The sequence below is a fragment of the Nonomuraea sp. NPDC050202 genome, assembly GCF_040656115.1.
GTDB lineage: Bacteria > Actinomycetota > Actinomycetes > Streptosporangiales > Streptosporangiaceae > Nonomuraea.
In genome coordinates this window covers 581,440-603,284 of the sequence record NZ_JBFALF010000001.1, presented here as the reverse complement: position 1 = coordinate 603,284, position 21,845 = coordinate 581,440, and the positions used below count along the sequence as shown (strand labels likewise).

Below are 21,845 nucleotides of genomic sequence, written 5' to 3'. Positions count from 1 at the left end.
TCGGCGCCGATATATATTGGCCCCGATACATGAGGAGATCCGTCATGCACGATGCCATCGTTCATCCCAGCGGCGCTCGCATGCGCTGGGTGGAGTTGCCCGGCGAGGAGCCGGCGCGTGTCTACGTCCACGGTCTCGGCGCCACCTCGGCCCCCTACTACGCGGAGGTGGCGGCGCACCCCCTCCTGCCCCGGCACCGGTCGCTCCTGATCGACCTGCTCGGGTTCGGCGTCAGCGACCGGCCGCGGGATTTCTCGTACACGCTGGAGGCCCACGCCGACGCCCTGGCGGAGGGGTTGCGCAAGGCCGGGGTGGCGGGGGCCTCGGTGGTCGCGCACAGCATGGGCGGGGCGGTGGCCACGATCCTGGCCGCGCGTCATCCCGAGCTGGTCGCCCGCCTGGTCCTGGTGGACGCCAACCTCGACCCCTATCCCCCCGCACCGGTCCCGCCGGGCGGCAGCGGCATCGCGGCCTTCGGCGAGGAGGAGTTCGTGGCGGGAGGGTGGAAGGAGGTGCGCGATCGGGTGGGACCGCACTGGTGGTCCACGATGCGCCTGGCCGACCTGCGCGGCCTGCACCGTACGGCGGTCAGCCTGGCCGAGATGCCCCCGCCCACCGTTCGGGAGCTGCTGGTGGAGCTGGCGATCCCCCGCGCCTTCCTGCACCCGGAGGGCGGCGAGCCGGCCGGGGCCGCGGAGCTGCGCGAGGCGGGCGTGCGGGTGCTGGAGGTTCCGGAGTCGGGGCACAACATCATGCTCGACAACCCCGAGGCCTTCGCCCGCACGCTCGCGACCCTGCTCCCCTGACCACCATCCGGACCGGCGGCCTCCGCCCCGGCGCACGAAGCCCACGGCCCGCCCCGCCGCGCGGAACGCGACCCGCCGGATGGGGTCCGCCCCGCCGTACGGAACGCATCCCGCCGGATGGGGTCCGCCCCGCCGCACGGAACGCCACCCACCGATGGGGCCCCCTCCGCACGGAGCGCAACCCGCCGATGGGGTTGAGGTCCCCTGGAAGGAGGAGCGGGACTGAGGGTGGTTCACCCGCACGGCGCCGCGGCGCGGGTCACGTGGTGGCGCTGTTGGTCCTGGTGACCGCGCCCGTGGCGGCGTCCACCGCCACCTCGTGCTTCGTCCCGTCCGGCGCGATCACGTCCGCCTCCCACACGGTCTTGCCCTGCTCCGTGTCCAGGTTCAGCTCCGTGACCCGCCCTTCCGGCACCGCCGCCGCGATCTTGTCGGCCGCCTGCGCGTAGTCGAGCTTGGCCGCCGACACCCGCGCGCGGTGCTTGGCCTTGTCGGCGTTGTCCTCCTGCTCGGTGGTGGGGCCGCTGACGACCTTGCCGGACTCCACGTCCAGCTGGTGCTCGGTCCCGTCCTCGCCGACGACCTGCACCTCCCACAGACGGCCGTTCTCCTCGGTCTCGATCGAGATGAGGGTGGAGCCCGGCACCGCGTCCAGCGCCGCCTGAGCGGCCTGCTTGAGGTCGCCCGCCCCGGGGGAGCCCGTGGGGCTCCCCTGAGGCGCGGTGGTGGCCGTGGGGGTGCCGATGGTCGGCGAGGACTGGACGGCCAGCCGCTCCGCCTCGCGCAGTACGGTGCCGCAGCCTCCCGCCAGCACCGACGCGCCGACCAGGGCCCCAATGATCGTCTTGTTCATACCATGGACGCTGCCCACCAACAGGTGAAGCATTCGCCCAGGTCAGAAGGCATACGACCTATTGAACCCCCGCCTCGCGCATGTCGCGCAGCTCGCGCTTGAGCTCCTTGATCTCGTCGCGCAGCCGGGCCGCCACCTCGAACTGGAGGTCGGCCGCCGACTGGTGCATCTGCTCGGTCAGCGACTCGATCAGCGACTCCATCTGGGCGCGCGGCATCTCACCGGCGATGGTCTTGGCGTGCTGGCCGGCCTGCCGGGCGGCGAACCCGGGCACGGGGGCCTTGCCGCGCGACTGCTGCCGGCCGCCGCCCATGAGCTGCTGGGTGTCGGCGTCCTCGCGCGACAGCGAGTCGAGGATGTCGGCGATCTTCTTGCGCAGCGGCTGCGGGTCGATGCCGTTGGCCTCGTTGTAGGCGATCTGCTTGGCCCGGCGCCGGTTGGTCTCGTCGATGGCCCGCTCCATCGACGGGGTGACCTTGTCGGCGTACATGTGCACCTGGCCCGAGACGTTACGGGCGGCGCGGCCGATGGTCTGGATCAGCGACGTCTCCGAGCGCAGGAAGCCCTCCTTGTCGGCGTCGAGGATGGACACCAGCGACACCTCGGGCAGGTCGAGGCCCTCGCGCAGCAGGTTGATGCCGACGAGCACGTCGAACTCGCCGGTGCGCAGCTCGCGCAGCAGCTCGATGCGGCGCAGCGTGTCGACCTCGCTGTGCAGGTAGCGGACCCGGATGCCGAGCTCCAGGAGGTAGTCGGTGAGGTCTTCGGACATCTTCTTGGTCAGCGTGGTGACCAGGACGCGCTCGTCGCGCTCGGCCCGCTCGCGGATCTCGTGGACCAGGTCGTCGATCTGGCCCTTGGTGGGCTTGACCACGATCTCGGGGTCGACCAGGCCGGTCGGGCGGATGACCTGCTCGACCACGTCGCCCTTGACCCGCCCCAGCTCGTACGGCCCCGGCGTGGCCGACAGGTAGACCGTCTGGCCGATCCGCTCCAGGAACTCCTCCCACTTCAGCGGCCGGTTGTCGAGCGCCGACGGCAGCCGGAAGCCGTGCTCGACCAGCGTGCGCTTGCGCGAGGCGTCGCCCTCGTACATGGCGCCGATCTGCGGCACGGTCTGGTGGGACTCGTCGAGGACCAGCAGGAAGTCTTCGGGGAAGTAGTCGAGCAGCGTGTTGGGCGCGCTGCCGGCCTCGCGGCCGTCCATGTGGCGCGAGTAGTTCTCGATGCCGGAGCAGGTGCCGACCTGGCGCATCATCTCGATGTCGTACGTCGTGCGCATGCGCAGCCGCTGCGCCTCCAGCAGCTTGCCCTGCCGCTCCAGCTCCGCCAGCCGCTCGGTCAGCTCCGCCTCGATGCCGGCCACGGCGGCGGCCATGCGCTGCTCGCCTGCGACGTAGTGGGAGGCGGGGAAGATGTAGAGCTCCTCGTCCTCGGTGATGACCTCGCCGGTGAGCGGGTGCATGGTCGAGAGCTTCTCGATCTCGTCGCCGAACATCTCGATGCGGACGGCGAGCTCCTCGTACTTCGGGATGATCTCGATCGTGTCGCCGCGCACCCGGAAGGTGCCCCTGGTGAAGGCCAGGTCGTTGCGGGTGTACTGCATGTCGACGAGGCGGCGCAGGAGTTGGTCGCGGTCGGTCTCCATGCCGACGCGCAGCCGGGCCATGCGGTCGACGTACTCCTGCGGCGTGCCCAGGCCGTAGATGCACGACACCGAGGCGACCACGATCGTGTCACGGCGGGTGAGCAGCGAGTTGGTGGCCGAGTGGCGCAGCCGCTCGACCTCGTCGTTGATCGAGGAGTCCTTCTCGATGTAGGTGTCGCTCTGCGGGACGTACGCCTCGGGCTGGTAGTAGTCGTAGTAGGAGACGAAGTACTCGACCGCGTTGTTGGGCAGCATCTCGCGCAGCTCGTTGGCGAACTGCGCGGCGAGCGTCTTGTTGGGCTGCATGACCAGGGCCGGCCGCTGCAGGCGCTCGATCAGCCAGGCGATCGTGGCCGTCTTGCCCGTGCCCGTGGCGCCCAGCAGGACGTTGTCCTTCTCCCCGGCCTTGACGCGGCGCTCCAGCTCGGCGATGGCCGTCGGCTGGTCGCCCGATGGAGTCATCTCGGTGACGACCTCGAAGGGCGCCACCTTCCGCTGCAAATCAGTGACCGGTCGCATGCTGCCACTGTAGGCGGCCCCACCGACAGAAAGGGTCAGGCCGTGCGCTCGCCTATCCGGGGGAAGGGCGTGGTGGAGAAGACCACCTCGACGGGCACCTCGAAGTACTCGGCGATGCGCAGCGCCAGGTAAAGGCTGGGGCTGTATTCGCCCCGTTCGAGATAGCCGATGGTCTGGTAGTGCACCCCCAGCGCGTCCGAGAGCTGCCTGCGGGTCACGTTCCGCTCTGCGCGCAGCAGCGCGATGCGGTTGTAGACGGTCTCACTCATCAGGCCGTAGTTTCTCAGGTCACGCGCTGCATCGCCCGGTGACGGCGCTCTTCCATCGCCGAGCCGGACTCGCGCCTGGCCATCCTGCGCAGGATCGGCGGTGCCAGCAGCAGCCCCGCCACGGCCCAGGCGAGCAGCACGAGCGTGGTCTCCACGGGCCGCCACGAGCCGCCGATCTCCGCGGCGGCGGCCGCGTCGGGCAGCAGCGCCGAGCGCATCCCCAGGCCGAGCCAGTAGAGCGGGAAGGCGTGGGCCAGGGTCTGGAGCCAGCCGGCCAGCGCCGCGATGGGATAGAAGATGCCCGAGATCGCGGTGAGCGCGCCGACGGTGAGCATCGACAGCCCGGCCGCGCTCTGCGGGCTCTTGGCCAGGGAGCCGATGACCGCTCCGATCGGCAGCGACGACAGCAGCCCCAGCAAGCCGATCCAGGCGAGGGTGAGCCAGTTGCCCAGGCCGATCCCGAGCAGCCCCGGCACGAAGAACAGCCCGGCGACGAGCATCACCACCACGGCGCCGACCGTGGTGATGGACAGCATCACGATCCGGCCGACGAGGTAGCCGACCATGCCCTGGGGCACGGCCTTGGCTCTGAGCAGCGTGCCGTCCTCCCGCTCGGCCGACAGCGCGCCCACCGCGCCCATGAGGGCGTTGAAGGGGATCAACAGGCCGGCCACGCCGGGCAGCGTGGCGGCCGCGAGCGAGATGTCCGTGCCGGGGACCGTCGCGTCGCGCTGGAAGTACATCGTGACGACCAGGGCCGCGGTGCTCACCACGGTGAAACCCATGTCCTGCGCGCTGGTGAGCTGCTGCTTGAACTCGATCCACCCGCGGGACACCCCGAGCCGGGCGGCGTGCAGCGTGGGGCTCACCCTTCCTCCTTCCTGACGATCGCCATGTAGGTGTCCTCCAGCGTGGCCCGGCGCACCTCCAGGTCGCCGATCTGGCCGCCGTACTGCTCGAACAGCTCGCGGACGAAGCCCGTGGCGTCCTGGGTGGCGTGCACGAAGTGCTCGCCGTCGCGGCTCCAGCGCACCTGGGCGTCGCGGGAGAGCTCGCGGGCCAGCCTGTCGGGGCTGCCGTCGGCGACGATCCGGCCGCCGGACAGGATGAGGATGCGGTCGGCGAGCTTCTCCGCCTCGTCGAGGTCGTGCGTGGTGAGCAGGATCGTGGTGTCGTCCAGGTCCGACAGGCGGTGCACGAGATCGTGGAAGTCGCGCCTGGCCTGCGGGTCGAACCCGGCGGTCGGCTCGTCGAGGAAGAGCACCTCGGGCCGGCCGACGATGCCGATGGCGACGTCGAGCCTGCGCCGCTGGCCGCCCGACAGCTGCCTGATCCGCTGCCCGGCCTGCTGGGTGAGCCCGACCGCCCCCATCAGCTCGGCGGTGTCGAACGGCGGCCGGTCCGGCCGCGCGTACGGCTCGTAGTAGCGGCTGAGGTGGTGCAGGAGCTGGTGCACCCGCCAGCGGCCGTGGTCGCGCCACGACTGGAGCACGACGCCGAGCCTGGCGCGCCAGCGCTCGTCGCCGCGGGCGGGCTCGGCCCCCAGCACCCGCACGTGACCCGCGGAAGGTTTCCTGAAGCCCTCCAGGATCTCGATCGTGGTGGTCTTGCCGGCGCCGTTGGGCCCGAGCAAGGCGATCACCTCGCCCGGGCTGACGGTGAAGGTGACGTCCCGCAGGACCTCCTTCTCGCCGTACGCCATCCGCAGCCCCGCGACCTCGATGGCGGCGGCGCTCCTGCCGAGGTCGAGGCCGCCTGCGAGCTCTTTCACCGCTCCCATCAATCCTCCACGTAGTAGCTCTACTACATCTATAGCACACCTACTACAGACTGCAATACACATATGACACCGCATTGCAAGCGAACAGTAAGTCACACCCGATACGGTCGGAATCGCCTGTAGCGGAAAAGGAAGGTTCGATGTCACGACCCAGAGAGGCACTGATCCAGGCAGGGCAGGGCGTAGCCCGCGCGGTGGCCCAAGGGGGTGACGTGAGGCAGGCCATGGGGCAGGCCGTCGGCCAGGTCGTCGACCAAGCGGGGCAGCTGGCCGGCCAGGCCCCGGGCTTCAGGCTGAACCCGCACGACTTCGCCGCCGCCCGCGACGGCGGCGCCTCCGTCGGCACCCTCATCGAGGCGAGGTCGGCGTCGCTCAACGAGGCCGGCGAGATCGTCAACCGCAGCTTCGCCGAGAACGGCATGCACGTCATCTCACCCGTGGTGATCCCCAAGGGCAGCACCGCCAAGGTGATCGTGCCGCTGGGCATCCTGGTGGCGCTCGGCCTCATCGGCGCCCTCGGCAACATCGTGCCGAACGCCGACGTGGTCTTCGGCCCCCATTACTGGGTCGTGCTGGTGCTGGCCGCCGTGTTCCTGTGGTGGCGGCGCAGCGTGGTGATGGTGCCCGAGGGCTGCAAGGCGCTCATCACCCAGTTCGGCAAGCTGGTGCACATCGCGGACCCGGGCCGGGTGACGCTGTTCAACCCGTGGAAGCGGGTCAGCTACATCGTCAACACCACCCGCGAGTACCCGTTCAACGCGCCGATCAGCGAGGCCCCCACCCAGCAGGGCGTCAAGGCCAGCGTGGACCTGTTCCTGCAGTTCAGGATCGAGAACCCGGCGGAGTTCATCTTCGTGCTCGGCTCGGTCAGCGGCTTCCAGTCCAAGCTCCAGAACGCCATCAGCGAGGTCACCCGCTCGCTGATCTACGCCCAGCGGGCCGAGGAGATCTACGACCTGGTCGGCGAGAGCACGCTCGGCATGCTGGAGAGCCTCAACCAGCAGTTCCTGCCCGCCGTGCGGCTCACCGACGTGAACATCACCCACGCCGAGCCGTCCAGCCAGGAATACCGCATGGACCTGGCCGCGCCCGAGATGGTCCGCGTCGCCAAGGAGGCCTACACCTACGAGTACGAGCTCCAGCTCCGCAAGGAGCAGAACGAGGGCGACCTGATCAAGGAGCTGGCGGGGCTGCAGGAGACGCTGAGCGCCATCCAGGCCGAGATCGCCGGCTACCAGGCCCGCATGGACACCGCGCTCGAACGCGCCACCCACCAGGCCACCGCGCAGGCGAGGCAGCGCCTGGTCGAGGCCGAGTCCACGGCCAACGCCAACGCCGCCCTCCTGGAGGCGCAGGCGCTGGACATCAGGGCGCTGTCCGCCGCCGAGGCGCCCGAGATCCTCGACTACCGCTTCCAGCAGGACCTGCTGGCCAAGCTGGAGTCCGTGGCCACCAGGCTGCCGCAGGTGGTGCAGGTGGGCGAGCAGACCGACATCGACTTCCTGGCCCTGGCCCAGCAGCTCGTGGGCGGCAAGGACGCGGTGCTGTTCTCCGCCGAGGACATGGCCGCCATCCGCGGCAGGCTCGACGAGATCGCCACCCGCGTGCGCGACCGCGAGGACGAGATCGCCTCGCTGCTCACGAAGGCCGCCGCCGACGTGGCCGAGCCGCCCCCGATCCCGGTCGTGACGCCGGAGCCCCCATCGGACCTGGCACGCACCGTCGAGCGCCCGCTGCCCGGGAAGGAGATCTGAGATGAGCCGCGAGTTCTCGAAGATCAAGGAATCGCTGGCCTCCTGGGGAGAGATCCGCCAGCTCCTGCGCGGTGGCGAGCAGGGCCAGCTCGTGCCCGTCGTCATCCCCAAGGACCGGCGCGGCTTCGCCTGGATGACGCTGGTGTTCCTGGCGATCTACTTCGCCGGCATGGCCGCGCTGACCGGCTTCAAGCTCGTCGGGGCGTTCGCCGCGCTGCTGTTCCTGCTGCTGGCGCTGCTGACGATGTGGCGCAAGGCCATCATCGAGATCGAGGAGGGCACCACCGGCGTGCGCAGCCGCTGGGGCGCCATCACCGGCACGCTGCCGCCGGGCCGCCACTACCTCTGGCTGCCGTGGGACCGGGTGGACGCGGTCGTCGACACCTCCACCGAGATCCCGTACTCGGCGCCGATCGTGGCCTGCCCCACCGCCGAGAACGTGCCCCTGAAGTCCATCGAGTTCTTCCTGAAGTTCAGGATCGTGGACCCCGTCGCGTTCGTCCGCACGATCGGCGCGGGCAACTTCGACCTGGTGCTGTCCAGCGCGGTGCAGGACGCGATCAGGCAGCGCAGCCGCAGGGTCAACACCGAGCGGGCCTACGACCTGCGCGGCTCCGACGTCGGCGACATGCAGGACGCGCTCAACCGCCAGCTCGGCCGCTACGGCGTGCGCATCACCGGCGCCAACATCCCCGACGTGCAGCTCCCCGACCAGTACCAGCAGCACCTGGCCACCCGCGAGAAGGTGGCCAAGGAGCTGTCGGCCTACGAGCGCGAGTGGGAGCTGACCCGCAAGCGCCGCATCGACACGCTCCTGATGGAGATCGAGCGCTCCAAGAAGACCCGTGACGCCCGCGTGGTCGAGGTCAAGGCCGCCCACAACACGGCGCGCAAGGACGTGGCGCGCATGCTGGAGGAGCAGGAGACCGAGGCGCAGCGGGTGACGTGGGAGATCGAGGCGCGCGGCAGGGCCGAGCTGACCGCCGCCGAGAACGAGGCCAAGGCGCTGCGCCGGCTGGCCGATTCGTACCGGGACAACCGGGCCGTGCTGCAGTACGAGCTGGCCCGCAGGCGCCTCGACGTGGGCGCCAAACTGGCGGAGAACGCACCCCAGCCGCTGGTCGTACGCACCCAGCAGGGGCAGGCGGACTCCGCGCTCTCCACCCTTCTCCTGGCCCAGTTGCTCCCCCGCATCTCGGGTACGGGAACAGGCCACATGAACGGCCACACACCTTCCGCTTAGGAGAACCCCATGGTGTTCCGCAAGTTGATGGCCGCGTTCGGCGCGGGCGTCGAGGTTGACACGGTGTTGACCAACACGGGAGTGCGCCCCGGCGAGCCGCTGCGCGGCGTCGTCCACTTCCGTGGCGGCAACTCCGACTACAAGGTCGAGGGCATCTACATCGACCTGACCGCCGTGGTCGAGGTCGAGCAGGGCGACAACGAGTACAAGACGTCCTACAGCTTCCTGCGCCAGCAGGTGGCCGGGACCTTCCAGCTCGCGGCGGGCGCGCAGCACCAGCAGTCGTTCGAGATCCCGATCCCGTGGGAGACGCCGATCAGCGCGATCGCCGGGCATCCGCTGCACGGCATGAAGCTGGGCGTCCAGACGGAGCTGGCGCTGGCGGGGGCGCTCGACAAGGGCGATCTCGACCCGTTGTTCGTCAGCCCGCTGCCGGCCCAGGAGCACGTGATCGGGGCGCTCGACCGGCTGGGCTTCCAGTTCAAGAAGGCCGACCTGGAGCGGGGCACGCTGTACGGCTCGACCATGCCGTTCTTCCAGGAGATCGAGTACTACGCGGGCGGCCAGTGGCGGCGCTACTTCAACGAGCTGGAGCTGACGTTCATCGCCGGGCCGCGGCAGATGGACGTCATCCTGGAGGCCGACAAGCGGGGCGGCTTCCTGACCTCCAGCCACGACGCGTACAACCGCTTCACGGTCCGCTACGACCAGTCGCCGCAGGAGGCGGACGCGGCCCTGCAGCGCGGCCTGGAGCAGATGGCCCGGCACCGCGGCTGGTTCTGATCCGGCGGATGGCGGGCGGCTCGGCGCCCGCCATCACCTGCCGGCCCGGCCCGCCAAGGTTCCGGCCGTGTCATGGAGATCACGGTTATGGTGGGCCGCCGCGCTGGCGCTGAGCGTGGCGGGCGGGGCCTACCCCACACCCACCGGCGCCGCCCGCCAGCGGAGGTCGAGGGCTGGGACGAGGTGATCGACCTCAAGCGGACGAAACGGCCAGCAGGTGGCCGCTGACGCCCAGCAGCGACGGCTCGCACTCCAGGCGGCGGGCGGCATCGAGCAGCAGCTCGCGCCGGTCGTCGTCGTCCAGCCAGTCGTCGACGTCGCCGTACAGCCAGAAGGCGCCCTCCAGGCCGTAACGGCGCGGCTCGGGCAGCCCCGCCTCGGTGAACTCCGTGAGGATCTCGTCGATGTCGTGGCCGTACCCGCGGAAGCCGCCCTCCTTGGACGAGATGAGCAGGCCCGTCTCCAGGGCCTCGTACTCGGCCGCCTGCCGCCCCTCCCGCAGGAGGTAACCGTGGTAGACGCTGTCGTGCAGGGCCGCGTACCGGGAGATCACGGCGGCGGCGACCAGCCCGCCGGGGCGGGCGGCGCGGCGGGCCTCCGACAGCGCCCGCAGCCGGTCGGCGCGCTCGGGCAGGTGGTAGAGCGGGCCGAGCAGCAGCACCGCGTCGGCCTGCCCGTCGGGCACCGGCAGCGCTCGGGCGTCACCCTGGCGGGCGATCACCCCTGGCAGCTTCGCGGCCTCCTCGACGTGCAGCGGCACCGGATCGACGAGCTCGACGTCGTAACCCTCGGCGGCCAGCCACTCGGCGTGCACGCCGGTGCCGCCGCCCACGTCGAGCACCCGCGCGGGCGCCGGCGGCAGAACGCGGCGCAGCACGTCGCGGGTGCGCCAGTACTCCAGGCGGCCCCGGCCCTGCCGCAGGCGCGTCAGCTCGCCCCCGCGCGCGTAGTACCCCATGACGGCGGGATCCATGATCATGCCATCCGATCCTAGAGTCGCCGGCGATCCGGACGCGAAGCAATATTGCGGGGCATCTTCCGCTAGCAGATCGTGTGCTGACAGTCGCATGACGCCGTCGTTACCATGACCTCGGGAACTGATTGATCGTCGGACGGCGGGGCGAGCGATGGCACGGTTCATGGCGGCGTTGAGGAGAACCGTCCCATGGGCGGCGCGTAACGCGGACGGCGCCATCGCCCTGAGCCTGGCGATCGTGGTCGGTGTGCTCGGCATCATGCCCGACAAGATCTTCGGGCCGCAGGGCGACGAGATCCAGCGTCAGCTCGTGACCGCCGCGACCCTGGTGATCCTGGCGCTGGTGGCCACCGCGCTGCTGCGCGACCGCGCCCGCCAGGCCCCCGTCGAGAAGACGATCACCTCGGGGGCGCTGGCCGAGCTGCCCGTGCGCCTGGCCCGCCTGGAGGAGATCGAGACCCTGGTCCACAGCACCCGCAAGGCACTCGACTCCCTGCAGCTCGTCAGGGTGCTGGGCAGCAGGCAGGAGATCGCCCACTCCCTCGCCGAGGCCCGCAGGGACACCACCCGGTGGAGCTTCAAGGGCGGCACGGGCACCTACCTGCGGGCGGTCACCCTGCCCGAGTGCGTCGCCGCCGCGCGCAGGGACAAGCGGCACCTCAGGGTCAGCGTCGAGATCATCGACCCGGCCAACGTGGAGGTGTGCGAGACCTACGCCCACTACCGCCGCTCGCTGTCGGACGCCCCCGACGGCACCGGCGAGACGTGGACGACCGACCGGGCCAGGAAGGAGTCGTACGCGACCATCCTGGCCGCCTTCTGGCACCGCCAGCGCTACGGGCTGCTCGACATCGAGGTGGGCCTGTCCTCGACGATGACCACGATCCGCTGGGACCTGTCCTCGACCCGGCTGATCATGACGGTCGAGGACCCGAACATGGCGATGACCGCGCTGGCCGAGACGTTCTACTACGAGAACTGCGACACCGAGCTGCGGCTGAGCCTGGAGCAGGCGCGGCGGGTGCCGCTGGAGATGTACAAGAAGGTGCCGCTCGGCGACGAACCGACCATCGAGGAGGTGCAGGAGCTGTTCGAGCGGATCGGGGTGCCCCTGCCCAAGTCCTACAACGGCCGCGACGTCGTCGACATCGCCCGCAAGGCCCTGCGCGCCGTGGACCCGTACTCATGAGCCTGAGCAGCGTGCACGAGGTCCTGCTGGCGGGGGAGGCCAGGTCGTGGGCGCTGGCGGAGCTGTCGCGGCCGGGCCTGACGGCCGTCCGCCACCCGCTCGGTTTCGTCTGCCTGCCGCTGGAGCGCGAGGGCGGCGAAGGGGTATGCCTGCATCTGTGGACCGACTCGCTCGCGCACGCCGAGAGCACCACCTCGCAGATCCACTGCCACAGCTGGGACCTGGTCAGCCACGTGCTCTACGGCCAGGTGCGCAACGTGCACGCCGTGGTCGACGACGCCGGTGAGGAGGCCACGCACCGCGTGTACGAGGTGGTCAGCGGCGCCGACGGCGACCGCATCTCGCCCACCTCCCGCACCGTGCGGCACACCACGGGCCTGGTGGAGGTCTTCGGCCCCGGCGACACCTACGCGCTGGCCGCCGACCGCTTCCACAGCAGCGTGGTGCCCGAGGGCGGCGAGGCGGCCACGATCGCGCTCGGCCGCGGCCGGCCCGGCAGCCACGACCTGTCGCTCGGCCCGCTGGCCGGCGGCCCCCACCACGTGTCCAGGCAGCCGCTGGACGCCGAGGAGAGGGCCCTGGCCATCCGCACGATCACCGCGCACCTGACCTGAGAGGGCCCCGATGGACCTGGATCACGCTCGTACGGTCGCCGTCGAAGCCGCCGAGGCCGCGGGAGCGCTGCTCCTGGAGGGCACGCGGGGCGCGCTCGGCACCCGGGCCAAGGGCGAGGCCGGCGACGTGGTCACCGATCTGGACCTGGCCTCGGAGAAGCTGCTGCTGGAGCGGATCCTGACGGCGTACCCGTCGCACACGGTGATCGCCGAGGAGTCGGGGCTGGTCGGGGCGGCGGGCGGCGAGTGGACGTGGCTGGTCGACCCGCTCGACGGCACCAACAACGTGGCCATCGGGCTGCCGACGTACGTGGTGGGCGTGGCGCTGTGCAGAGACGGGCTGCCGCTGCTGGGCGTGGTGCACGACCCGGTCTCCCGCCAGACGTGGTCGGCCCTGCGCGGGAAGGGGGCGGTCGCCTCCTCGGGCGTGCGCCTGGCGCCCCCGTACGCGCCGAGCCCGCACGGGCCGCTGCTGGCCTGGACCCAGGGGTACGGCATCGCCAGGGACGACCCCACCGTGCGGCGGCTGAAGACGGCGCTCGACCTCAACGCCCGCCGGGTGCTGCAGCTCTGGGCACCCCTGCTGGCCTGGGCGATGCTGGCGCGCGGCGACATCGACGGCATCGTGGGCTACCGGGCGGGGATGGTGGACCTGCCGGCGGGGGCGCTGCTGGCGCAGGAGGCGGGCATCGAGATCCGGGCGCTGGACGGTGGCCGCTACGAGGAGTGCGTGGACGCTCCCGGCGGCGAGCGCAGCTTCGTGGCCGCCCACCCGCGGGCCCTGCCGGGGCTGCTCTCGCTCCTCCAGTGAGGAAAAGTCCGCAGATGATGTGTGTCGTTCGTCGATGAGTTCCGCCGCCGTTCGACGTCTACTCAGAGGGTGCCGGGGAACGGCACCACCCGCGGAGAGGAACCCGACATGTTCACCACCACCGACCTGGCCCAGGTGCTCTTCGTCACCACCCTCCAGCCGTCCGACGAGCTGTCCCCGGTCCGGATCCGCGAGGCCGTGGACGAGCGGCTGTGCGCGTGCGGCGGCGACCCGTCCTGGTGCGCGGCGTTCGTGGCGCAGGAGGCCGGCGACCACCCCGAGGCGTACGTGCGCCGGATGCGCTGGGCCCTGGACGCGGTCGCCGGCGCCTACGCCCTGGCCGCCGCCTGACCGTCGCCTCAGCCGAAGGCGACCAGCGCCCAGACGGTCGCGGGCAGCCCCACGACGGCCAGGCCGGCCCCGGTGAGCAGGAAGCGGCGCATCGGGACCCGGACGTCGTGGCGGCGGCACGACTCGAACCACAGCAGCGTGGCCAGCGACGCCCACGGGGTGACGACGGGGCCGACGTTGGTGCCGGCCAGCAGGGCCAGCAGGCGGTCCTGGTCGGCGGCCGGGATGACGGTCTCGACGGCCTGGTAGGCGGGCAGGTTGTTGATCAGGTTGGACAGCCCGGCGCCCACGGCGGCGGTGCGGTAGGGGTCGCCCTCCGTACCGATCATCCAGGTCATCAGCGCGGACAGGCCGTGGATGCTGAGCGTGGGCACGACCAGGAACAGGCCGGTCACGAAGATGACGAGCTGCCAGGGGATCAGGCTCCACGTCAGGCGCTCGCGGGCGCGCAGCACGAACGCGGCCACCACGATCGCGGCCGCCGCCGTGGCGGCGATCGCGACGTGCGCCTCCACCAGCAGCAGGGCGATGAACAGCAGGCACGCCGCCGACGCGGCCCCGAACAGCACGCGGTCGGCCACCGGCTCCAGCACCGGCGGGGTGTATCGCAGGTCGCGCCGCTCACCGCGCCGCCAGTAGAACGCCCACAGGAACGCCATCGTCACCGCGATCGCGACGGCCTGCGGCGCCCACATGCGGGCGGCGAACTCGGTGGCGTCCAGGCCGATCTTCCGCATGCCGAGCAGGTTCGTGAGGTTGGAGACCGGCAGCAGCAGGCTGGCGGTGTTGGCCAGCCAGATCGTGGTCATGGCCAGGGGGAGGGCGGCGATGCGGGCCCGGGGGGCCAGGGCGAGCATGACGGGGGTGAGCAGGACCGCCGTCGTGTCCAAGTTCAGAAATATCGTGACAAATGACCCAAAAGCGACACAAAGAAAGAACAGGGCGGCGTAGTTGCCGCGCCCGAGCACCGCCATCCTGGCCGCGATGACGTCGAAGACCTGCGCCTCCTTGGTGAGCTCGGCCAGCACGATGATCGCCACCAGGAAGATCAGCAGCGGGCCGATCCCGCTCAGGCTGGTGACCGCGTCGGCCCAGGGCAGCAGCCCGGTCGCCACGAAGATCAGACCGAGGACCAGCAGCCCGACCCTGATCCAGTCGAGCACGCCAAGACGCCGCCACACCCGACGATGATCGCACACGGACTGCCGAACCCCGACCCGGCAGGGGATACTGAACGAATGGCACGCGACGGCAGGCCGACCGACATCTTCGTGAGCTACTCCCCCGCCGACACGGCATGGGCGACCTGGATCGCCTGGGAGCTCGAGGCCGCGGGCTACCGCACCATGATCCAGGCATGGGACTTCGTGCCCGGCACCAACTTCATCGACTTCATGGACCGCGGGGTCAGCGAGGCGAAACTCGTCGTGGCCGTGCTCTCGCGCAACTACCTGGGCTCCCGCTACGGCCGGATGGAGTGGCAGGCGGCACTGCGCGCCGACCCCGACAACCCCTCCAACAAGCTCGTCACGATCAGGCTGGAGGACGTCCCCCTGGAGGGGCTGCTGTCCACGATCACCTGGGTCGACCTGCTGGGCGTCACCGATCCGGGCCAGGCCAGGGCGCTGCTGCTCGGCCGGGTCAGGGAGGCGCTGGCGGGCCGGGCCAAGCCCGAGGCCGCACCCGCCTTCCCCGACGGCTCCGTCGTGCCCACGCCCCCGCCGCTTCCCAGCCTGCCGCCGCCCGCCGAGCGGGCCAGGGCCCGGCGCACCCCGGTCACGCCGCCCACGTTCCCCCCGGCGGCCGGCGAGAGCCGGGGCCGCGACTCGATCAGCGTGCTGCACATCGGCGGCCCCCGCTTCGGGCGGGCGCTGCCCGACCCCGGCGACCCCTTCACGCCCGAGGACATGCAGGCGCGCATCTGGGCCGACCTGACCGCCCTGTACGACCGGGGCATGCCCCGCCCCGACCTCATGGTCGTCAGCGGCGACCTGACCGAGTCCGGCAGCCTGGGGCAGTACGCGCAGGCGACCCGGTTCGTGACCGACCTGCGGCTGCTGCTCGGCCTGGAGCCGCACCGGCTGGTGCTGCTGCCCGGGCCGCGCGACGTCACCAAGGCCGCCGCCAGCGCGTACTTCATGACCTGCGAGGCCGACGACGTGAGCCCGCAGCCGCCCTACTGGCCCAAGTGGCGCCACTTCGCCACCCTGTTCGCCGAGCTGTACCAGGGGCTGGACGACCGTGTGTTCGACGGCGGGCAGCCGTGGACCCTCTTCGAGGTGCCTGATCTTCGGGTGGTCGTGGCGGGGCTGAACTCGACGATGGCGATGAGCCATCTGGAGCGCGACGCGTACGCGATGCTCGGGGAGGCGCAGGCGGCCTGGTTCGCGGAGCGGCTGCGGCCGTACGAGGAGCGCGGGTGGCTGCGCCTGGGCGCGATGGGGCACTCGCCGGCGGAGCTGACGGACGCGCCGGCGTTCGAGCGGCTGCTGGGGCACCGGCTCAACCTGCTCTTCCACGGCGGCACCGGGCAGCCGGCCGAGGGCCGCATCGCCGCGCCGCGCTCGGGGCGGCACCACCTCGTGGAGATCGGCCCCGACGGGCTGCGCACGTGGGTGCCCGACAAGGAGCGTCCCGAGCCGGTACGCGTCCGCTGGCGGGCCGCGCAGGCGACGTTCACCGGCGAGAGCCCGCCCGAGCAGCCGCCCGCCGCCAAGCCGGAGGAGCGCGTGCCGAGCCCCGTGGAGCTGCTGCTCGACCGGGTCACCGAGGTCTGCGAGGCCAGGCACGAGCGCGCGAAGATCCGCAGGTTCGCCACGCATCTGGTGGTCACCCAGGCCGAGGACGGCTTCGTCCGCCAGACCATGATCGGCGCACACGTGGGCGCGCTGGACGAGGAGGCGGTGGCCGGGTTCGTCCGGCTGGCGCACGCCGGCGGGCTGGCCGCCGAGCTGGTCTACCAGGGGCAGCCGGCGCCGCGCGCGCTGCGCGAGGACCTGATGCGGATGGGCGTACGGCTGCGCAGCTTCACCGAGTTCCAGGGGCTGCTCGACCTGAGCGGCTACGTCGCCGAGCAGACCGCCAGGCTGACCTCCGACCGGCGCTACCCGCCCGCCCTGTACGTCCCGCAGCGCTACCGCGAGCTCGACCGCCCCGGCAGCCAGATCCGGCACGGCCTGACCGACGAGCTGATGCGGCTGCTGGCCGCCGACCACGGCCGGTTCCTGCTGCTGCTGGGCGACTTCGGCCACGGCAAGACGTTCGCGCTGCGCGAGCTGGCCCGGCGCATCCCCGCCGAGCTGCCGCACCTGACGCCGATCCTCATCGAGCTGCGCGCCCTGGACAAGGCGCACTCCGTGGACGCGCTGGTGGCGGCGCACCTGGCAAGCCACGGCGAGGAGGTCATCGACCTCAAGGCGTTCCGCTACCTGCTGCGGCAGGGGCGGATCGTGCTGCTGTTCGACGGGTTCGACGAGCTGGTGACCCGGCTGACCTACGACCGGGCGGCCGACCACCTGGCCACGCTGCTGGCGGCGGCCGAGGACAAGGCGAAGATCGTGGTGGCCAGCCGCACCCAGCACTTCAAGTCGCACAGCCAGGTGCTCACCTCGCTCGGCGAGATGGTCGGGGTGCTGCCGCAGCGGCGGGTGCTCGGAGTCGAGGACTTCACTCCCGACCAGATCCGCTCCTATCTGGCCAACCGGTTCGGCGGCGGCGAGGAGGCCGGCGCCCGCATGTCGCTGATGGGGGAGATCGAGGACCTGCTGGCGCTGGCCCAGAACCCGCGCATGCTCAGCTTCATCGCCGACCTCGACGCCGACCGCCTGCGTACGGTCGCCGAGGCCCGCCACACCATCAGCCCCGCCCTGCTGTACGAGGAGATCCTCACCTCGTGGCTGGTCTTCGAGGAGCGGCGGGCCCGGGTCCCCGGCTCCCCCGCGGGCTTGAGCGTCGAGGACCTGTGGCAGGTGGTGACGGCGCTGGCGGTGCGGCTGTGGGAGTCCGGCGAGGCGCTGCTGGCCCTCGACGAGCTGACCGAGATCGGCGAGACGCTGACCGGCCTGGCCGACGGCCAGCTCACCGCCGCGCACGCCGCCTTCCGCATGGGCTCGGGCAGCCTGCTGGTGCGCACCGACGAGGGGATGTTCGGATTCATCCACGCCTCGGTCATGGAGTGGCTGGTCGCCCGGCGCATCGCCACGACGCTGGACCACCCGGCGCTGCTGGCGCGCCGGCCGCTGTCGGCGCTGACCGTGGAGTTCCTGTGCGACCTGGCCGACGTGCGCGCGTTGCGGGCGTGGGTGAACGACCCGCCGCCCGACGACGTGGCCAGGGCGAACGCGGTCAAGATCTCCGCCGGGCTGCGCACGCCCGCCAACGCCGACCTGCGCGGGGCCAACCTGAAGGGCGAGGACCTGTCGGCCAGGGACCTGCGCGAGGTCGACCTCACCGGCGCCGACCTGTCGGAGGCCACGCTCGCCGGTACGAACCTGTCCAGGGCCACGCTGCGCGACGCCAGGCTGATCGGCGCGCGGCTCGACGGCGCCCAGCTCACCGGGGCCGACCTGCGCGGCGCCGACCTGTCGGGGGCGCGGCTGGCGCAGGTGGACCTGAGCGACGCCGAGGTCGAGGGCGCCCGCTGGCACCGGGCCGCGCTGATCAACGTGACCGGCACGCTGCCGCGCCTGCCCGGCGCCGCCGTGGTGCCGGGACAGCCGGTCGAGGTGCAGTTCGCGCCGGCCGGCATCGGCGTCCCGTACGGCTACCACTTCCAGACCAGCCGCCTGCCCGAGCCGATCGCCTACAGCCCCGACGGGGTCACGATCGCGGTCGGCAACGAGGACGGCGGCGTGCTGATGTGCGTCGGCGGCGCGCCGGTGCGCACGCTCCAGGGCCACCGGGGCCGCGTGTACGCGGTGCAGTTCGCCGGCGACCTGCTGGCCACGGGCGCCGCCGACGGTGACGTGCTGCTGTGGGACGCGCTGAGCGGCGAGCTGCTGCGCAGGCTGGAGTGCCACCCCGGCGGCGTCTGGCCGCTGCGGCTGAGCCCCTCCGGCGACCTGGTGGCGGCGGGCGGCGGCGACGGCGTCGTCCGCGTGTGGGAGACGGCCACCGGGCGGCTCGCGCACGAGCTGGCGGGGCACCGGGCACCCGTCTACACCGCATCGTTCGGCGGCTCCGCGCTGGTGACCGGCGACTCGGCGGGCGTGGTGCGCGTCTGGGACCTCGGCTCCGGGCAGGTGAAGGAGACGCTCGGGGAGCACCGCGGCAGCGTCTACCGCGCCGTGCACAGCCCCGACGGGCGCCTGCTGGCCACCGGCGACGAGGCCGGCACGGTCAGGCTGTGGGACACCCGCACCTGGCGGCTCGCCCACGGGCTGGCCGGGCACCTGGGCAGCGTCTACTGCGTGGCGTTCTCACCCGACGGCTCGCTGCTGGCCACCGGCGACACGGCGGGCGGCGTACGCGTGTGGGAGACCTCGGGCGAGGCCCGCGGCGTGCACACCACGCATGCCGCGGCCGTCTACCAGGTCGCGTTCGGCCCCGACGGGCAGAGCCTGGCCAGCGGCGACGCCAACGGCGTGGTGCGGGTGCAGCGGCTCGGCGCGAGCCAGCGGGTGGAGCTGACGGGGCACCGCAGCTCGGTCTGGCCGTTCGCGTTCAGCCCCGACGGGCAGCAGCTCGCCACCAGCAGCAACGACGGCACCGTGCGCCTGTGGGACCCGGAGACCGGCCAGTGCCAGCGGGTGCTGCGCGGCCACGGGCGGCGGATCTCCTCCGTGCGCTTCAGCGCCGACGGCACGATGCTGGCGACCAGCGGCAACGACGGCGTCGTACGGCTGTGGGAGCCGCGCACCGGGCGGCGGCTGCGCGAATTCACCGGCACGGCCGACCGGCTGATCTCGGCCTCGTTCTCCCCCGCCGGGCCGGTGCTGGCCACCTCCAGCAACGACGGCGGCGTGCACTTCTGGAACGCCGCCACCGGCGACTACGAGCGCGAGCTGAACGCCGAGACCGACCACGTGTGGGCCGAGGCGTTCAGCCCCGACGGGAACCTGCTGGCCACCGCCAACGACGACGACAGCGTGCGGATCTGGTACCGCCCGACGGGGCGGCTGGCGGGCGAGCTGCTGGGCCACCGGGGGCGGGTGCGCTCGATCGCGTTCAGCCCCGACGGCGCGTACATGGCCACCGGCTGCGACGACCACGCGGTGCGCGTGTGGGAGGCGGGCTCCGGCCTCCGGCTGGCCAAGCTGGAGGGGCACAGCGACCGGGTCTACTCCGTCGCGTTCTCCCCCGACGGCCGGTTCCTGGCCAGCGCCGGCAACGACGGCAGGGCCCTGGTGTGGGAGCGCCGTCACGGCCGCCTCGTGCACACGCTCGACGCGCACGAGGGGCGGCTGTGGAGCCTGGCCTTCGACGCCTCCGGCGAGCGCCTGGCGACCGGCGGCGACGACACGCTGGTGCGCGTGTGGGAGGCCGCCACCGGGCGCCTGCTGCACACGCTGGCCGGGCACGCCCGCAGGATCTGGTCGGTGGCCTTCAGCCCCGCCGAGGACCTCCTGGCCAGCGCCGGCGACGACGGCCTGGTGATCCTCTGGGCGGGCGGCGAACGGCGGGCGACCCTGCTCGGGCTGCCCGAGGGGTGGGCGGCGCTGGCGCCCGACGGGCGCTACAAGGTGCAGGGCGAGCCCGGCGGGCAGTTCTGGCACGTGGTGGGCATGTCGCGGTTCGAGCTGGGCGAGCTGGATCCGTACCTGCCGGGGGTGCGGCAGGTACCGCTCGACTCGCCCTTCTAGAACACCTCGATCCGGTCCATGCTGATCACCGTGCTGCCCGAGGCGGGGTTGCGCTCGCCCGTCACCCGCACCCGCAGCGTGTGCTGCCCGCGCGGCAGGACGGGGCTCAGGTAGTTGAGCTGCTCGCCCACCCGGATGCCGCTGTAGTAGTCGACGCGCTGCTCGGGGCCGCCGTCGATGGAGACGGCGGCGATGCCGTTGCCGCGGTCGCGCACGCTGAGCAGGGCCACACGGCTGCCGGTGAAGGTGACCGTCGCGGTCGCCCCGGCCTGGCCGCTCCAGTGGTCGTTGCTCCAGAAGCACTGGTTGCCGCAGCCGGAGCCGGACTGCCACGTGCCCGCGTACGTGACCTGCGGGTCGAAGTCGTTGATCACCGAGGTGGCGGCGCCCGGGTCGCCGGACGGGAGTTGCTGGGTGGCGCCGGCGGCCAGGGGGCGGCCGAAGTTCGGGGTGCCGTCGGCGTTCCAGGTGAACCTCTGCACCCGGGTGGTGCGGAAGTCGTAGGTGTAGGTGCTGGTGTTCTTGCCGTGGTAGGCGATCCAGTCCTCCGTGCCGTCGGGCGAGCGGAAGAACGAGTGGTGCCCGGGGCCCCACACGCCGGTCGCGTCGTTGCGGGAGAACACCGGGCCCGGGTGCTGCCTCCAGTTCGCCGCCACCATCGGGTCGGCGCCGTTCGCGATGCTCTTCATCCAGAGCTGGTAGTCCGGCTTGCCGGTGTCGCAGGTGGAGTAGGTGAGGAACGTCCTGCCGTTCCGGTAGAGCGGGGTCGGGCCCTCGCGCACCTCGGTGCAGCCGCCGTCCGCCGGGATCGCGACCCGGCCGCCGGTGACCGTCCACGGGTTGCTCATCCTGGCGATGTAGAGCTGGGCGGGGCCGCCCAGGCCGCGGCCCGGGCCGCTCCAGACGAAATAGGACTGCCCGTTGTGGGTGATCGGCTCGCCGTCGATGGCGTACTCGCCGAAGTCGGCGATCTTGGCCTTGAACGTGTACGGGCCCATCGGGTCGTCGCCCGCCGACTCCAGGACGTACATGCGGTGGTTGGCGTCCACGCCGTCGGAGGCCGTGTAGTAGAGGTACCAGCGGGAGCCGACATGACGGAACGCGGGCGCCCACATCTGCTGGTTGCGGCCGGGGTCGCTGTCGCGCCAGACCACCTGCTCGGTGGCGGCCAGCAGGGTGGCGAGGCTGGGCGAGCGCCAGATGCCGATCCGGTCGCCCCGCGTGGTGGCCACGTAGTAGCTGCCGTTGTGGTGGATCAGGCTGGGGTCGGCGGACGGGTTCACCGGGTTGCGGAACGACTGCGTCGCCGCGCCCGCCTCTCCGGCCGGGCCGAGCACGGCCATGGAGACGGTCATGGCGACGGTCAGAGCGGTCAGAGCGGCCAGGGCGGCACGCCAGGGACGCGGCATCGGCGGTCCTTCCGGTGATCCTGCCGGGCGATCTTTCCGA

Annotated in this window: 17 protein-coding genes; 9 read left to right on the top strand and 8 right to left on the bottom strand. The window is 71.9% G+C overall.

What is annotated here, in order from left to right; translation table 11 throughout:
- The first annotated feature begins 44 nt into the window (after positions 1-44).
- Positions 45-806: an alpha/beta fold hydrolase gene (locus AB0I79_RS02950; protein WP_357866171.1), complete on the top strand. Its 762-nt coding sequence runs from the start codon at positions 45-47 to the stop codon at positions 804-806.
- A gap of 259 nt (positions 807-1,065) precedes the next feature.
- Here the strand turns inward: AB0I79_RS02950 and AB0I79_RS02945 are convergent, their stop codons facing one another.
- Genes AB0I79_RS02945 through AB0I79_RS02925 form a run of 5 tightly spaced genes read right to left on the bottom strand, consistent with a single transcriptional unit; the run spans position 1,066 to position 5,875 of the window.
- Positions 1,066-1,659, bottom strand: coding sequence for a PepSY domain-containing protein (locus AB0I79_RS02945; protein ID WP_357866169.1), 594 nt, complete (start codon positions 1,657-1,659; stop codon positions 1,066-1,068).
- 58 nt (positions 1,660-1,717) lie between these two features.
- Positions 1,718-3,826, bottom strand: coding sequence for an excinuclease ABC subunit UvrB (gene uvrB / locus AB0I79_RS02940; protein WP_357866167.1), 2,109 nt, complete (start codon positions 3,824-3,826; stop codon positions 1,718-1,720).
- 35 nt (positions 3,827-3,861) lie between these two features.
- Entirely contained in the window at positions 3,862-4,095 is a 234-nt protein-coding gene (locus tag AB0I79_RS02935) for a helix-turn-helix transcriptional regulator (RefSeq protein WP_185106606.1), read from the bottom strand.
- Between the two features lie 14 nt (positions 4,096-4,109).
- Positions 4,110-4,964 (bottom strand): ABC transporter permease, encoded by an 855-nt coding sequence (locus tag AB0I79_RS02930; protein ID WP_357866165.1) that lies wholly within the window; start codon positions 4,962-4,964, stop codon positions 4,110-4,112.
- Entirely contained in the window at positions 4,961-5,875 is a 915-nt protein-coding gene (locus AB0I79_RS02925) for an ABC transporter ATP-binding protein (protein ID WP_357866163.1), read from the bottom strand. Before AB0I79_RS02925 ends, AB0I79_RS02930 begins: the two co-directional genes overlap by 4 nt.
- 140 nt (positions 5,876-6,015) lie before the next feature.
- Between AB0I79_RS02925 and AB0I79_RS02920 the strand changes: the two genes are divergently transcribed.
- From AB0I79_RS02920 to AB0I79_RS02910, 3 genes are read left to right on the top strand one after another with little or no spacing between them, the layout of a single operon-like run.
- Positions 6,016-7,629, top strand: a complete 1,614-nt coding sequence (locus AB0I79_RS02920; protein WP_357866161.1) for an SPFH domain-containing protein — start codon at positions 6,016-6,018, stop codon at positions 7,627-7,629.
- A gap of 1 nt (position 7,630) precedes the next feature.
- Entirely contained in the window at positions 7,631-8,872 is a 1,242-nt protein-coding gene (locus tag AB0I79_RS02915) for an SPFH domain-containing protein (RefSeq protein ID WP_357866159.1), read from the top strand.
- Between the two features lie 9 nt (positions 8,873-8,881).
- Positions 8,882-9,655, top strand: coding sequence for a sporulation protein (locus tag AB0I79_RS02910; protein WP_357866158.1), 774 nt, complete (start codon positions 8,882-8,884; stop codon positions 9,653-9,655).
- Between the two features lie 193 nt (positions 9,656-9,848).
- On the opposite strand, the gene AB0I79_RS02905 is transcribed toward AB0I79_RS02910, so the two are convergent.
- Positions 9,849-10,634: a class I SAM-dependent methyltransferase gene (locus AB0I79_RS02905; RefSeq protein WP_357866156.1), complete on the bottom strand. Its 786-nt coding sequence runs from the start codon at positions 10,632-10,634 to the stop codon at positions 9,849-9,851.
- Between the two features lie 169 nt (positions 10,635-10,803).
- Between AB0I79_RS02905 and AB0I79_RS02900 the strand changes: the two genes are divergently transcribed.
- The 4 genes from AB0I79_RS02900 (at position 10,804) to AB0I79_RS02885 (ending at position 13,596) form a co-directional block, all read left to right on the top strand.
- Positions 10,804-11,820, top strand: a complete 1,017-nt coding sequence (locus AB0I79_RS02900) for a hypothetical protein (RefSeq protein ID WP_357866155.1) — start codon at positions 10,804-10,806, stop codon at positions 11,818-11,820.
- Entirely contained in the window at positions 11,817-12,434 is a 618-nt protein-coding gene (locus tag AB0I79_RS02895; protein ID WP_357866154.1) for a hypothetical protein, read from the top strand. The genes AB0I79_RS02900 and AB0I79_RS02895 overlap by 4 nt, the downstream gene beginning before the upstream one ends.
- 10 nt (positions 12,435-12,444) lie before the next feature.
- Positions 12,445-13,245, top strand: coding sequence for an inositol monophosphatase (locus tag AB0I79_RS02890; protein ID WP_357866152.1), 801 nt, complete (start codon positions 12,445-12,447; stop codon positions 13,243-13,245).
- A gap of 108 nt (positions 13,246-13,353) precedes the next feature.
- Positions 13,354-13,596, top strand: a complete 243-nt coding sequence (locus tag AB0I79_RS02885) for a hypothetical protein (RefSeq protein ID WP_357866151.1) — start codon at positions 13,354-13,356, stop codon at positions 13,594-13,596.
- 8 nt (positions 13,597-13,604) lie between these two features.
- Here AB0I79_RS02885 and AB0I79_RS02880 read toward each other — a convergent pair whose 3' ends face one another.
- Positions 13,605-14,777: an SLC13 family permease gene (locus tag AB0I79_RS02880; RefSeq protein ID WP_357866150.1), complete on the bottom strand. Its 1,173-nt coding sequence runs from the start codon at positions 14,775-14,777 to the stop codon at positions 13,605-13,607.
- A 57-nt stretch (positions 14,778-14,834) separates the two neighbouring features.
- Here AB0I79_RS02880 and AB0I79_RS02875 point away from each other — a divergent pair, with 57 nt between their 5' ends.
- Positions 14,835-20,396, top strand: a complete 5,562-nt coding sequence (locus tag AB0I79_RS02875) for a TIR domain-containing protein (protein WP_357866148.1) — start codon at positions 14,835-14,837, stop codon at positions 20,394-20,396.
- Here the strand turns inward: AB0I79_RS02875 and AB0I79_RS02870 are convergent.
- Positions 20,393-21,805 carry a glycoside hydrolase family 43 protein gene (locus AB0I79_RS02870; RefSeq protein ID WP_357866147.1) on the bottom strand — a complete coding sequence of 471 codons (1,413 nt, stop codon included), beginning with the start codon at positions 21,803-21,805 and terminating at the stop codon, positions 20,393-20,395. The genes AB0I79_RS02875 and AB0I79_RS02870 overlap by 4 nt on opposite strands.
- Between the last annotated feature and the right edge of the window lie 40 nt (positions 21,806-21,845).

Coding starts and splice junctions, on each gene's coding strand:
- AB0I79_RS02915 (WP_357866159.1), top strand. CDS start 7,631: ATGAGCCGCGAGTTCTCGAAGATCAAGGAATCGCTGGCCTCCTGGGGA.
- AB0I79_RS02875 (WP_357866148.1), top strand. CDS start 14,835: ATGGCACGCGACGGCAGGCCGACCGACATCTTCGTGAGCTACTCCCCC.
- AB0I79_RS02950 (WP_357866171.1), top strand. CDS start 45: ATGCACGATGCCATCGTTCATCCCAGCGGCGCTCGCATGCGCTGGGTG.
- AB0I79_RS02945 (WP_357866169.1), bottom strand. CDS start 1,659: ATGAACAAGACGATCATTGGGGCCCTGGTCGGCGCGTCGGTGCTGGCG.
- AB0I79_RS02890 (WP_357866152.1), top strand. CDS start 12,445: ATGGACCTGGATCACGCTCGTACGGTCGCCGTCGAAGCCGCCGAGGCC.
- uvrB (WP_357866167.1), bottom strand. CDS start 3,826: ATGCGACCGGTCACTGATTTGCAGCGGAAGGTGGCGCCCTTCGAGGTC.
- AB0I79_RS02905 (WP_357866156.1), bottom strand. CDS start 10,634: ATGATCATGGATCCCGCCGTCATGGGGTACTACGCGCGCGGGGGCGAG.
- AB0I79_RS02920 (WP_357866161.1), top strand. CDS start 6,016: ATGTCACGACCCAGAGAGGCACTGATCCAGGCAGGGCAGGGCGTAGCC.
- AB0I79_RS02925 (WP_357866163.1), bottom strand. CDS start 5,875: ATGGGAGCGGTGAAAGAGCTCGCAGGCGGCCTCGACCTCGGCAGGAGC.
- AB0I79_RS02910 (WP_357866158.1), top strand. CDS start 8,882: ATGGTGTTCCGCAAGTTGATGGCCGCGTTCGGCGCGGGCGTCGAGGTT.
- AB0I79_RS02885 (WP_357866151.1), top strand. CDS start 13,354: ATGTTCACCACCACCGACCTGGCCCAGGTGCTCTTCGTCACCACCCTC.
- AB0I79_RS02870 (WP_357866147.1), bottom strand. CDS start 21,805: ATGCCGCGTCCCTGGCGTGCCGCCCTGGCCGCTCTGACCGCTCTGACC.
- AB0I79_RS02935 (WP_185106606.1), bottom strand. CDS start 4,095: ATGAGTGAGACCGTCTACAACCGCATCGCGCTGCTGCGCGCAGAGCGG.
- AB0I79_RS02895 (WP_357866154.1), top strand. CDS start 11,817: ATGAGCCTGAGCAGCGTGCACGAGGTCCTGCTGGCGGGGGAGGCCAGG.